This window comes from Chlamydiota bacterium (assembly GCA_016178055.1).
Classification (GTDB): domain Bacteria; phylum Auribacterota; class JACPWU01; order JACPWU01; family JACPWU01; genus JACOUC01.
The window spans coordinates 1-14,117 of record JACOUC010000044.1 but is presented as its reverse complement, the minus strand read 5'-3'; the positions used below and the strand labels follow the sequence as shown (position 1 = coordinate 14,117).

6 protein-coding genes are annotated in these 14,117 nt (G+C 44.7%); all 6 read left to right on the top strand.

Features of this window, described 5'->3' with window-relative positions:
* The first annotated feature begins 56 nt into the window (after window positions 1–56).
* Complete coding sequence (gltB, locus tag HYS07_06510) at window positions 57–4,652, top strand: glutamate synthase large subunit (GenBank protein ID MBI1870826.1); 4,596 nt, start codon at window positions 57–59, stop codon at window positions 4,650–4,652.
* 131 nt (window positions 4,653–4,783) lie between these two features.
* A complete protein-coding gene (locus HYS07_06505) occupies window positions 4,784–6,268 on the top strand; it encodes a glutamate synthase subunit beta (protein MBI1870825.1) in 1,485 nt (494 codons plus the stop codon).
* A gap of 75 nt (window positions 6,269–6,343) precedes the next feature.
* Entirely contained in the window at window positions 6,344–6,709 is a 366-nt protein-coding gene (locus HYS07_06500) for a hypothetical protein (protein ID MBI1870824.1), read from the top strand.
* A complete protein-coding gene (locus tag HYS07_06495) occupies window positions 6,699–7,370 on the top strand; it encodes a nucleotidyl transferase AbiEii/AbiGii toxin family protein (protein ID MBI1870823.1) in 672 nt (223 codons plus the stop codon). The genes HYS07_06500 and HYS07_06495 overlap by 11 nt, the downstream gene beginning before the upstream one ends.
* Before the next feature lie 170 nt (window positions 7,371–7,540).
* Window positions 7,541–11,803 carry a hypothetical protein gene (locus HYS07_06490; protein MBI1870822.1) on the top strand — a complete coding sequence of 1,421 codons (4,263 nt, stop codon included), beginning with the start codon at window positions 7,541–7,543 and terminating at the stop codon, window positions 11,801–11,803.
* Window positions 11,804–11,883: 80 nt separating this feature from the next.
* Window positions 11,884–14,117 (top strand): SAM-dependent methyltransferase (locus tag HYS07_06485; GenBank protein MBI1870821.1); only part of this gene is annotated, 2,234 nt, incomplete at its 3' end.

The following is a 14,117-nucleotide window of genomic DNA, read 5'->3' as shown; positions in this document are numbered from 1 at the left end:
GAATTTTTTAAAAATAGTGCTTAGGTGTCTAAGTGCTTAAGCACTTAAATATAACTATGAACGGGTTACCACAAAAACAAGGGCTTTATGATCCGCGCTACGAGCACGATGCTTGTGGGGTGGGTTTTGTCGTGAACATCAAGGGGCGAAAGTCCCACGATATTGTTCGCGAGGCCCTGACCGTGCTTTTGAATTTACGCCATCGAGGGGCCTGTGGTTGTGAAGCCAATACAGGGGATGGGGCAGGCATTCTATTTCAAATTCCGCATACCTTTTTAAAACAATCTGCTCGAAAAGAAAAAATTGATTTGCCGGGTCCCTCTGAATATGGCGTCGGAATGGTTTATTTGCCCCAAGATACCTCTAAGAGAAAAAATTGCGAGAAAATTTTTGAAGAAATCATCATTCAAGAGGGCCAGAAATTTTTAGGTTGGAGAACCGTTCCCACACAAAATGCGTCGCTTGGAAATAGTGCAAAAGTCTCAGAACCCGTGGTCCGTCAAATGTTTATCGCCAGAAATCCAAAACTGAAAGATGATTTGGCCTTTGAGAGAAAACTTTATGTGATTCGTAAAAGAGCGGAAAATGCGATTCGCTACGGAAACGTAAAAGGTGGAGATTCCTTTTATATCACCAGCCTTTCCTATAAGACCCTCGTTTACAAGGGCATGCTCATGTGCGAACAAGTCCAGCCCTTTTATCCAGATCTCTTGGACCCTTCTGTTGAGAGTGCCCTGGCCTTGGTTCATTCCCGCTTTAGCACGAACACATTCCCCAGTTGGGAACGGGCTCATCCTTATCGTTACATGGCCCACAATGGCGAAATCAACACCCTTCGAGGCAATGTGAATTGGATGCATGCCCGAGAGGCGATGCTCGAGAGCGATCTTTTCGGCGATGATTTAAAAAAACTCTTTCCTATTATTTGCGAGGATGGAAGTGATTCTGCGATGTTTGACAATTGCTTAGAATTTATGGTTCTGGGCGGGCGGTCTTTGCCTCATTCTATGATGATGATGATCCCAGAGCCTTGGTCGAATCACGAGAGCATGTCGGATGAGAAAAAATCTTTTTACGAATATCACAGTTCTCTCATGGAACCTTGGGATGGCCCCGCTTCGATTGCCTTTACAGATGGAGTGAAGATTGGTGCGGTTCTGGATCGCAATGGCCTTCGCCCTTCTCGTTATTATGTCACGAAAGACGATCGTGTCATTATGGCGTCTGAAGTGGGTGTACTTGAGGTAGCTCCTGAAAATGTGCTTCAGAAGGGACGCCTTCAACCTGGGCGCATGTTTTTGATTGATACGGAAGAAGGAAGAATTGTCGCGGATGAAGAAATTAAAAATAATATTGCAACGGAACACCCCTACCGGTTGTGGTTGAATGAACATTTGGTCAAGTTGGAGGATTTACCCCAACCTCCTCATGTGCATGAACCGGATCACAAGACGGTGCTTCAGCGTCAGCAAGCGTTTGGCTACACCTTTGAAGATTTGCACATTATCATGTCTCCCATGGCCCAAAATGGGGTGGAACCCGTGGGTTCGATGGGAACGGATACGCCTTTGGCCGTTCTATCGAATCGTCCTCAACTCCTTTATAATTATTTTAAACAGCTCTTTGCCCAGGTCACAAATCCACCGATTGATTGCATCCGAGAAGAAATTGTGACAGCGACAGACACCCCCATTGGTTCTGAAAGGAACCTTTTGGATCCAACTCCAGAAAGTTGTCATCAGATTAAATTAAAGACACCGATTTTGGACAATGATGAATTGGCCACGCTTCGTCATGTCAATGGACATAGGGGTTGTAAGGCAGTGGATTTGCCCATTCTCTTTGATCCGACAAAGGGAGGGGTCGAATTAGAGAGGGTGTTGGAGAATCTTTGTCAAAAGGCGAGTCTTGCGATTCGGGAAGGCACGAACATTTTAATTTTGACCGATCGAGGCATGGACGCGACAAAGGCTCCAATTCCTGCGCTCTTGGCGGTGGCAGGCCTTCACCATCATTTGATTCGAGAGGGAACCAGAACACGGGTCGGACTCATTTTGGAATCAGGAGAGCCTCGGGAGGTACACCATTACTCTCTTTTAATCGGCTATGGGGCCGGTGCGATCAATCCTTATTTGGCCTTCGAAACTCTGGATGACATGATTCGTCAGAAAATGCTGAACGGAATGGATCACAAAACGGCTGTGAAAAATTATGTCAAGGCCGTCACAAAGGGCGTCGTGAAGGTCATTTCCAAAATGGGCATTTCTACCATTCAAAGTTATCGAGGCGCTCAGATTTTTGAAGCTGTGGGCCTCCATCAAAAAGTGATCGATAAATATTTTACTTGGACGGCTTCTCGCATTGAAGGGATTGGTTTGGATGAGATGGCCAAGGAAGTGTTATTACGACATCAGCATGCCTATCCCCGCTTTTCGGTGAATGGAAAAACGCTTGATCCGGGGGGTCAATATCAGTGGCGTAAAGAAGGGGAGTATCATCTTTTTAATCCCCAGACCATTCACAAACTTCAAAAGGCTTGCCGGACGGCGAACTATGAAGTTTTTAAGGAATATGCTGCCTTGGTCAATCAACAGGAAAAAAATTATTGTACGTTGCGAGGACTTTTAGATTTTAAATCAGATGCCAAGCCCATTCCGATTGAAGAGGTGGAATCCGTTGAGACGATTTGCAAGCGCTTTAAATCAGGGGCCATGTCTTATGGCTCCATCAGTAAAGAAGCCCATGAGTCTTTGGCCATTGCCATGAATCGCTTGGGCGGAAAAAGCAATACGGGAGAGGGCGGTGAGGATGCGGCCCGTTATACACTCGATCCAAATGGGGATTCTCGAAACAGTGCCATCAAGCAAGTGGCCTCTGGGCGATTTGGGGTGACCAGCCTTTATTTGGTGAAGGCGTTGGAGCTTCAGATTAAGATGGCTCAGGGCGCCAAACCAGGCGAGGGGGGACAATTGCCCGGCCAAAAAGTTTATCCCTGGATTGCTCAGGTGAGGCTTTCGACTCCGGGTGTAGGGCTTATTTCTCCGCCACCGCACCATGATATTTATTCTATTGAAGATTTGGCAGAGCTGATTCACGATTTGAAAAATGCCAATCACCATGCCCGCATCAGCGTGAAGCTGGTGTCTGAAGTTGGTGTGGGAACGATTGCGGCTGGAGTGGCCAAGGCCCATGCCGATGTGGTTTTGATCAGCGGCTATGATGGAGGGACCGGTGCTTCACCCCAGACCAGTATCAAGCATGCGGGACTCCCCTGGGAATTGGGACTGGCTGAGACGCATCAGACACTTGTCCTTAATAATTTGCGCAGCCGAATTGCGGTAGAAACAGATGGCCAATTGAAAACAGGTCGTGATGTGGTCATCGCTGCACTTCTCGGTGCGGAGGAATTTGGTTTTGCAACGGCTCCCTTGGTGGCCTTGGGTTGTATCATGATGCGCGTTTGTCATTTGGACACCTGTCCTGTGGGCGTTGCGACCCAAAATCCAGAATTGCGCAAAAAATTTACGGGAGATCCGGCGCATGCCGTGAATTTTATGCGATTCATTGCCCAAGAAGTTCGGGAATGGATGGCGAAGCTTGGATTTAGAACGCTCAACGAAATGGTGGGTCGAACAGACCGGCTTGAACCGAAAAAGGCTGTAGATCATTGGAAGGCAAAGGGGCTTGATTTCTCAAAAATTCTTTATCGGCCTGAAGTGCCCAAAGAAGTGGGGCGTTATTGCCAGATTCCTCAAGATCATGGTTTGGATCAGGCGTTGGATCATCAAAAACTTTTGAAACTTTGTAAAAAAGCATTGGAAAAAGGTGAGAAAGTCGAAGCTGCACTTCCGATTCAAAATGTGAATCGTGTGGTGGGAACCATTTTAGGGAGTGAAGTGACGCGTCGTTATGGGGTCAAAGGTCTTCCTGAAGATACTATTCGCCTTCATTTTAAGGGCTCTGCAGGTCAGAGTTTCGGAGCGTTCATCCCGAAGGGGATGACCCTTACATTAGAAGGGGATGCGAATGATTATGTAGGGAAAGGTCTTTCGGGAGGGAAAATCATTCTTTTTCCACCTAAAAATTCTTCTTTTGTCCCCGAGGAAAATATCATCATTGGAAATGTTGCTTTTTATGGTGCAACCAGTGGAGAGGCTTATATTCGAGGCATGGCTGGAGAAAGATTTTGCGTGAGAAACAGCGGTGTTCATGCGGTGGTCGAGTCTGTGGGGGATCATGGTTGTGAATACATGACGGGTGGACGCGTGATTGTTCTAGGGCCCACGGGCCGTAATTTTGCGGCGGGGATGTCGGGGGGTATTGCCTACTGTCTGGATCAAGACGGCTGTTTTAAAAAGAAATGTAATCTTCAAATGGTCGAACTATCTAAAGTTGAAGATAAGGATGAAATTGAAGAGCTGGAGCGAATGATTCGTCGTCATGCCGAGTACACCCAGAGTGATCATGCCTGGAAGATTCTTGCCTTATGGGAAGAAATGATTCCGAAATTTGTGAAGGTCATGCCTAAGGATTACAAAAGGGTCCTTCAAACGTTGAAGAAGGTCAAAGAAGCAGGTTTGACGGGCGATGAAGCGGTGATGGCCGCTTTTGAAGAAAACAAAAAAGATTTGGCAAGAGTGGGAGGGAATTAAATCCAAAGATCAAATATCAAAAATCAAAATGACATATCAAAATCCAAAATGTTTCGCGTGTCGTTGCGTTTAAAAATTTTGATTTTTGGATTGTCATTTTACATTTTGATTTTTGGATTTTGAATTTTTCTATGGGTAAACCAACAGGCTTTATAGAATATCTAAGAGAACTCCCAGCGGATCGGCTACCGAAAGAGCGTGTTCACGATTGGAATGAATTTCATCTGCACCTTTCTGATGACAAACTTAGAGAGCAGGGAGCCCGCTGCATGGATTGTGGGATTCCCTTTTGTCATACGGGAACCCTGATCAGTGGCATGGCCTCGGGATGTCCGATCAATAATCTTATTCCGGAATGGAATGATTTAGTGTTCCGCGGCCTTTGGGAAGAGGCGCTTGAGAGGCTTCATAAAACCAACAACTTTCCTGAATTTACGGGTCGCGTGTGTCCGGCTCCTTGTGAAGGCTCCTGTGTGTTGGGCATCAGTGAACCTCCGGTCACGATTAAAAATATTGAATGCTCAATCATTGACAAGGGTTTTGATGAAGGTTGGGTCAAACCTGAACCTCCCAAAACCCGTACCGGAAAAAAAGTAGCGGTGGTGGGATCAGGTCCTGCAGGGCTCTCTTGTGCTGCTCAACTTAACAAGGCGGGTCATTGGGTCACCGTTTTTGAACGGGCGGATCGCATTGGCGGACTTTTAATGTATGGGATTCCCAGCCCCAAGCTTGAAAAATCTGTAGTCCAGCGTCGCGTGGATTTACTGAGCCAAGAAGGCGTGGAATTTGTCACGAACGCAGAAGTCGGAAAAAATTATCCCGCTGAAAAATTATTTAAAGAATTTGATGCCGTCGTTTTGTGCACAGGCGCAACCAAACCCAGAGATCTGCCTATTGAAGGAAGAAATTTAAAAGGTGTTCATTTTGCCATGGAATTTTTACACCTCAATACCAAAAGTCTTTTGGATAGCCATCACAAAGATGGAAATTATATTTCCGCGAAAGGCAAGAATGTCGTGGTGATTGGGGGAGGAGACACGGGGACGGATTGTGTGGGAACGGCCATGCGACATGGATGCAAAAGTTTAACTCAATTTGAAATTTTGCCCAAGCCGCCTTCGGATCGTGCAACTGACAATCCCTGGCCGGAATGGCCGAAGGTGTATCGCTTGGATTATGGGCAGGCGGAGGCTGAAGCTGTTTTTGGACAAGATCCGCGCGTTTATTCTATTTTAACCAAAAAGTTTGTAGGGAACACAGAAGGAAATGTCAAAGAATTGCACACGGTCAATGTCGAATGGAAAAAGGGGGCCGATGGCCGCTTTGGCATGGTGGAAATTCTAGGAAGTGAAAAAGTTTATCCAGCCGAGTTGGTTCTTCTCGCCATGGGATTTTTAGGCCCCGAAGAAAATCTACTCAATCAACTCAACATCGAAAGAGATGCCCGCACCAATGTCAAGGCCGAGTGGGAGGAATACACCACCCGTGTCAAAGGTGTTTTTGCCGCAGGAGACGCCCGCCGTGGACAAAGCCTCATCGTTTGGGCGATTAATGAGGGTCGTGGTGCTGCCCGCGAATGTGATCGCTATCTGATGGGTGCCACGGAACTGCCTTGAATTCTTATCTTAACTAAAATTTCAGTTTCTTGAACCTATTGACAATGCTTACCCCCTAAGTATAGAATATAGAACATGCCTCGATTATCAAAATCCACGCGGTCCATTTTTAGGGAATGGGGGAGAGAGGGAGGAGAAAAAAGGGCTCGCCTTCTCTCGAGAGAACGGCGTTCCAGAATTGCAGCCAAGGCGGCTCAGAAGAGGTGGGGAAGCTATTCCATACGACTTAAAAGTGCCTACTGGAATGACCCTGTTTACCTTGAGGAAATTTTGTCTGAAGGAACCCTCCAAACTTGGCGAAAACTTTACCATCGTCTTAAGAAGAAACCCATGGGTCCTACGGCCTTATCTTTGGAGAAAGTTTTAGCTTCTGTGAAACTCTACGGAGTGATTTCTTTGTGGAGGGAAATTTTGAAGAAGATCAGGGACCATGAATCTTAAGAAAGATATTCCAGCGTGGGAAAAACTAATTTCTGCTCAGGAAATTTTCCAGTCTCACTTTCCAGAATGCGTTCTTGTGGGGGGAACCGCTGCTTCACTTCATGTGGGACACCGAGTTTCTTTAGATGCAGATTATGTCCTCCCAGATTTGAAGAAACGATTTGGTGAAATCTTGAAGAAAGTGGAAAAAGAGGCTGGGTGGCATACAAAAAGAATTGAGCCTCCTGTTCTTATTTTGGGACATTTTCAGGGTGTTCGAACAGGTATTCGACAGCTCATAAGATCAGCCCCTCTGAAGACAACCACGATACGAGGAATTCGAGTTCCTGCACTGGAAGAGATGCTAAGAATCAAGGCCTACTTGATTGTTCGCCGGAATGCGACGAGAGATTTTATTGATTTTGTCGCCCTCTTTGATCATTTGGGGGTAAAACGAGCGACTCAGGCATTAAAAACCTTAGATAAACTTTACCCTCAGGAAGAAGGCTTTTCAATCAGTCAACAACTCGCCATTCAGTTGGCTGAGCCCAGGCCTTGGGATCTTTCTCAAACAGATTTAAGTCGCTACAGAGCGCTTCGAGCTCCTTATTCTGAGTGGAGAAAAGTTGAACGCCTGGCATTGCTTGCCTCTCAAAAAATCATGACGCAAAAACTTGAATGATACATTGATTTTATTATAATTCATTCTTAATCAATGAGATATACCACTTCTCTTATCGAAATTTAAAGTCATTCATTTTTTGACTTTTCTCCCTTCAGAGGTGTCTAATGATTTGAATCCTTTAATGGTTTTTTTATTCTTTGCTGCAATGACTTAGGAAAAAGGTAAAAATGTTATTCAAAAGCTTTCAAAGAGCGGTCCGTATTTTTTTGTGCATTTATTTTATAACTTATGATATTTCAATAGGTTATGCACAAGATTCCCCTATCCTAGGCCCCCTGGCAGTATCAAGTCTGGGTGGAATTCCCCTTCAAAATCAGCCCGTTGAAACAAAGGCCCTCCTAGAAAGCATCAAAATCCCAAGTGATGTAGGCGAAATCATTGATCAAAACATCATTTCAGAGAGACCCCTTCTTTTTATCCTCGAAGATATTCATTGTAATACGGAGGTCGAGGGGAATGAGGAGAAAATATTGAGAGCATTGGAAGCAGAAATAAAAGATGCTGGGAAGTTAGGAAGCTGGGAGGCTAAAAAACAAAAGGTTTCTCCCAGCTTTCTAGCCTCCCAGCTTCCTAGCCAGCCTTTCTATGTCTTTTCCGAGGCTGCCAGTGGCCCCATAGACATGTCCTTTTTCACAGCCTTCCCAGATCAGAAAGCGCTTGCCGAAGCACAAAAGAAATTCTTGATGAATCACGACATTAATAGCCTGGAATCCTTTTTAATCAGTGAGGGAGATAAAGTAAAGGGTTGGGGTGTGGAAGATGTTCGGACTTATGTGGACAACGCTAGGGCCATGGGTGCTCTGATGGAAGAACGGGAGCTTCAGGAACCTGTGTGGGCGGATTTGGATGAGACGATTAAAAATTTAAGACTGAAAATTTATCCAAAAGAATTATGGGAGTTGATGGAGAAGAGGGAGAAGTATCGGGAGTACAAGATAGGGGTGGGGGAGTATGTAAATCAAATATCAAAAATCAAAGATCAAAATGACAGATCAAAAATCAGAAATGACCAGTTTGTCATTGCGAGCGAAGCGAAGCAATCTCAGCTTTATCTATATCCCAGCATTGAGAAATTTCTTGAACTTCAAACGCTTGAGAAAAAAACAGATGCATCAAAGATTGAGTCCGAATATTTAAAATTTCTTTCCAAATTAGAAAAGAAACTTCCAAAAGAAGAGTTGAATGAAGTTTTAAAGAATGTGTTGGAGTATCGGTTGGGGAGAGTTAGTGATGAGGAGCATTATTTGTTTTTGAGCAAATATCTAGAACCAGAAGATGGAGAGAGTTTCTCCCCTCTTAAGTTAAGAGGGGAGGGGGGAGTTATGGAAGAAAACAATAACCCCTCCGACTCCCCCTATGGTTTTCGCCTCTCGGCTTCAACCACTTCCTCGTTCACCCATAAGTGGGTACCCGAACTCGGTCGCCTTAAGGGGAGAGAAAAACAGGAAGAAAAAGAACTCTATCCCAATCTCAAGCTTTTCATCCAGCAAATGTCCCTCATGAAACAAATCTCCTGGGAAAAATTGGATGAAGAGATTGAAAAACGTGAAGAAGATATGATTGAAGAGTTAGCGATAACCGATCAAGCGAAGCAACTGATCGAATTAGAAAAGAATTATGACGTTTTAAAGCGTGTGGTATCGATGGAGGGGAACAGAGAAGATTTAAAAGTTGTGTGGAGTTCCCCTCTTCATACAATACCCCCTCTTAAGGTAAGAGGGGCCTGGGGAGTTACTCCCTTAAAGGGGCCTGGGGAGTTAGGGGTTAGGGGAGTTATGAAAGAGGAGGAAGTAACCCCCTCAATCCCCCTTAAAAAAATAAGGGGGAGGAAAAACTTACAAGGAGAGGAAGAGTACATAGAAAAATTTTCTCAAGCCTTGAAAAAATTATGCGAGAAAAACAACCTCTCCTTTGAATCCCCCGACTTCGGCGATATCTTCAAAATCGCAGAAAAATTCTACGAAAAAGTTCTTGAGCGCGATCCAATCATGTATGAAAAGACAGTCAAACTTTTGGAGCAAAGAAAGCTTAAATATGCAGCGATCATCATGGGAGGCTTTCACACAGAAGGATTCAGAGAGCGCCTCAAAGCGGCCAATATTGGCTATTGTGTCATTTCTCCTCGCATGAATAAGATGGATGACCGAAGTGGATATTTTAGAAAGATTAAAGAATTTGACGATCTTTTAGAAAACCCCATAAATACCAGCTTCAGCGACATCATGAAGAATTTGGCCAAAGAAATGTTGAAGGATGCACATTTGACGGATAGCGATTTTGAAAAATGGAAAAATCGCGCGACCCATTTCTCAAACATCATTCAGGATTTAACCCTTCAATATTCTCAAACAGGCCAATGGATCAGAGACCCTACCCAAATGAATTTCATTAACCAACTTCGCAAGCTTCTGGCTCGAGGAGGAACAGCGGCTCGACTGACGCAAAGTTATTTGAAGAAGGCTTTGGGGGAGGATGATCAAGATTTTGTCACATTTCTTGAAAGCGATGCTTCATCAAATCCAAAGAATCAGAAGCAAAGTCACAGTGCTTTCGCCAATCAATTTATGCCGCCGACGGTGACTAATATGTTGCCACAGGCGTTAGCGCTTGAGGTGGGACAAGAACCAGGTGATCAACTAGGAACAACTTTAGACATAACTCACATGCGGGGGCCTGTTTTGCATCAGGCTGGAACAATTACGGTGACGGGTGAGGGATTGCCAGCGGAGGTTGTCGAATGTGTACTTTCCCTCAAAAAACGCTTGGCCAATGCTACGAGAGAGCTTTGGGAGGCAGTACCCACTCTTGATCGTATGGAGCTTAATCTTGTTACAAGAGAATTTAATCAGAGATATCCCGAACTGTTTAAGGAGGCCACCGAATACTTTGGTACAGAATGGCAGGTAGCTGATTTCCTGGTCCTCTTGGCAAAGCCCATTCAAAATGCTGAAAGCTATACCAATCCTGAAGTGTTAGAGGAATTGCTTGAAAGACTGAAAACAAAGAACGGACGTTGGATCATTGCGATTGATGGAGCCAATGGAAGTGGCAAAACAACTTTTTGGTCAAGTATTCGCAGCAAAAATAATGTTCTTGGCGAATTATCGGAGGAAATGGCTTTTGTCGAAGGGGAAAAGCAATTATGGGATTTGCACCAACAAGTGACTCATGATACAGAACTTCCTTTTGATGTTGCTTATGGTATTGAACATGATCCTACCGTTGTTCAAAGTTGGGTTGATAAGATGCTCAAGAAGCATGGGCGTTTCATGAGAGACCTCGGTTTTTTGGGAGGACCTGACCGACAGAGAGAGACGATAAATCTTATTTTAAGGTATCCCAAAGACATTGATGGATTTCGCAAGGCCTTTCTCGAGAGTGTTGAAGACCGTATCATTGTTTATAACGCAAACGGAAGTCATGACTATGTAGATAAGCAGTTGGCATCAGATACAGAGTTTCCAACCACTCGGGTGGCAAAGGTAAAGGTGATTGCGAATTCAGATAGGACACGTAGGTTGGAAATCAGCTATAAAATTGTAGGACAAGCTTTAGATGATTTAGAACGTAGACTTGTAGAACAAGACGGAGCGACGACAGGGGCGTCTGTTCCCTCTTCTGACGATCCGTTAGGTCGGTGCGTAACAGCAGATACGATGCTGCCGATTGTGAGAAAGCTAGGGGCTAAGAGCTTTGGGCTAGGCGAAAAAGAAGAGACACCTATTGTTATTCCCCAACTTATCCCGATTGTCCAGGTTCGGCCTGATGATTATGTTTTTTCGCTCAATGAAGAGACGGGGAAACTTGAGCCGCACAGGATTGTGGGACTGATGGACATGGGGGTTAAGCCTGTTTTTAAGCTCACCACCGCAAGTGGAAGGAGCATTCGGACAACGGCGAATCATCCGTATTTAAAGAAGGTGGAAGGAAATGAAAAGCAGGTGGAAGGTGGAAGCTCGAAGGTGGAAGGAAAAGATAAAAACACCTTCATACCTTCGACCCTCGACCTTCGAGCTTCGGCCAGTCTTTTCCCTTCCACCTTCAGCCTTCCAGCTTTGACCTATTCTCATTGGACTCCCGTGAGTCAGCTTCATGTCGGGGATAAGATTGCGGTGCCATCGAGAAAATTTTTTTTACGTGCTCAGGGGATTGAGCGTGGAAAGATGACAGGCGATGGCTGCGTTCAACAACCTAGATCTGACGTCGGCACAAACGAAGATGGGATTGAACTCTCTCAGCTCAAGGGCAGTTGCGAGGATAATCGCATCGGCAGCGGTGAGGTTATGTCTCATAATAAGATCGTACGACGCAAAGATCTGAGCTTTTCCGACGTCCCAGATTCCAATTCTCTCGTTCGCAATGTCTTTGGCGAATCGAGCCAGAGCCACTCTTCAGCCAAATCAACTTTTATTTTTCTAAGACGTTGGTGAACTGTGCCCAGCAGTGGAACTTTCCTAGAAAGCCATTCCTTTGGAATGAATTGACTTCCTGGATAAACGGGGAATCCTCTGTGCCGAAGGCTTTGAACTGTGATTTTCTCCGTGGGCTTTGTGACCGTATTGGCTTTCATAACTGGATTCAGTATACCACTCTTTTCCATCTCGTATCAATGTCCTTCTTTCATTGGACGCAAGTGAGCCAGCTTCATATTGGGGATGCGATTGCGGTGCCTACGGGCTCTTTCGGTGATTTTTCAGCGTTCGTACGCTCGGTCGCGGATTTGAACACGCTCCACAAAGAGGGTATTGCCTTTGAGATAGAAAGAAGCGCGATGTTTTCCTATACGAAAGCGATGTGTGCTGGGTGGCAGATTAACCAATGGCTCAGCACGAATCAAGGGATTATCAAGTTGGGCATTATCTTCCAATTTCTTCGAAATGCGCTTTTGAATATCTTTAGACAAAGCGCAAAACTCGCGATTGGCTCTAGGGGTGAATTGAATCTTGAACATAAGGGGATTTATACGAGCCCTAATTTCTTCTTAACTTTTTCAAAAGGGATGTATCCCTTCTTTTCTGCTTCGGAGATGGATTTGCGTAAAGAGGTCTCAAAACCAGGATCTAGCGGTAATTTTGATTCTATTTCATCAATCAGCCATCCAGAAGGATTGACGCGTTTATCGTGGTATTCCTCGGTGGAGAACCGGTCCACGAGTGCTTCATCGATGTCTGAGAGCACATCCAGCAATGCAAATGTGTCAAAGATAAAAAATCTTGGCGCTTTATTTTTGTCAACAATGACAGCAGCCTTTGAATGTTTCCCAAATTTAAAAAGGGTAGAAGCTATTGCTTTTCGAAAGGGTAAAAGTTTCTCAGCACCCCGTTTTGACAAGGCTTTCATGTTACATCCTCCTGGAATCAATCGTATCCAAAATGAGATCCATCTGTCGAGTAAATATTCTGCAAAATCTCATATTTTCTGGGACCGTATTCAATCCATAGAATTGACTGGCTTCGAGAGGGTTTATGACATTGAAGTGGAAGGAACTCACAATTTTATTGGCAATGGAATTGTCGCGCATAATACTTATATGACTTCACCAGACCCGTCATCCCCGAAGGTTTCAATCGGGGATCCAGAAGTTGGGGTCCTTAACCCACTTGTTCCGGAAGGAGTAGGTGGGCAGTCTAAGGCAGAACCAGCTATGACGGTGACAAGCACATCTGAGCCTGAAGCGGAAGTTGAGAGGGGAAATGTCATAAGTAGAGAACTGACCCCAATACAAGGTATGTTGTTGAAAAAGGAGCGGTCTTTAAAACGAGATGGCCATCATGCGTGGCTTTCAAGGTTGCTTGTTGAAAAACAGATTCAATTGGCAGAGCAATCGATTTTGATTGTTCAGAATGCCTTGAATGATGAGCTTTATCTTTTTGAATTTGTGAAGGCCATGGCAAATTTAGAACGGGTTGCTACCTTTTTTGAGGTTTCCCGGGACGGACTTCAAGAGATTTTAGGTCATCCATTATCGTCTCAAGAAATCTATTTTCGCTATCGCGCTTTTATTGAGTTTGCTCGGACACAACCTGAAGATGTTCGTAAAGAACTTGAGAAAAAAGATGGAAAATTTCCCAAAGAAGAGATTGATCCGGGAAATTTTCAAGCGCATTTGGCTGAGCAAATAAAGTTTTTTAATGGAGAGCGGCCCAATTTGAGACAGAGTCTCAATAAAATATTAAGTGAGAACCCAGACAAGAAAAAACTGAAAGAAGAGGCTTTGCAGTGGCTGGATTATTTTTTATATTCGACAGAATTCAGTTTTGATTTTTATCTTGAACTCTCTGACCTAATGAAGCTTGCGGGATTTAAGTCTTTTGAGGGACTTCTCCGTTCCAGGAAATCAAAATCCTCTCCTGCAGAATTAAATATCATGGAGAAAATTCGTGAAAATCAAGAGGGGCGAATGACCTACCATGAATTTATGAGAATGGCTTTGTACGACCCAGAACATGGTTTCTATACCAAGCCGAGAACGACACCCATTCCTTCCGCAAAGGCAGGCGAGGGCGGAGAGTTTCGGACATTGCCTGAGGAGTTTGGACAGTTTGGGAGAGGGCTTGCTTATGATCTTATGGACCAATGGAAGGCCATGGGAAAACCTACCCGTTTTCAGATCATTGAGATGGGCGCGGGTCAAGGGACGATGGCGGAGCAGATTTTAAGCACGATCAAAACTTTGTCTGACAAAGGAATTGAAGATTGGCCCGGATTTTTTAAGGCAATTCAATACACGATTGTGGAAATCAG

What these genes read in the sequence shown, in the direction of transcription:
- gltB (MBI1870826.1), top strand. Translation starts at nt 57, where the DNA reads ATGAACGGGTTACCACAAAAACAAGGGCTTTATGATCCGCGCTACGAG.
- HYS07_06505 (MBI1870825.1), top strand. Translation starts at nt 4,784, where the DNA reads ATGGGTAAACCAACAGGCTTTATAGAATATCTAAGAGAACTCCCAGCG.
- HYS07_06500 (MBI1870824.1), top strand. Translation starts at nt 6,344, where the DNA reads ATGCCTCGATTATCAAAATCCACGCGGTCCATTTTTAGGGAATGGGGG.
- HYS07_06495 (MBI1870823.1), top strand. Translation starts at nt 6,699, where the DNA reads ATGAATCTTAAGAAAGATATTCCAGCGTGGGAAAAACTAATTTCTGCT.
- HYS07_06490 (MBI1870822.1), top strand. Translation starts at nt 7,541, where the DNA reads ATGTTATTCAAAAGCTTTCAAAGAGCGGTCCGTATTTTTTTGTGCATT.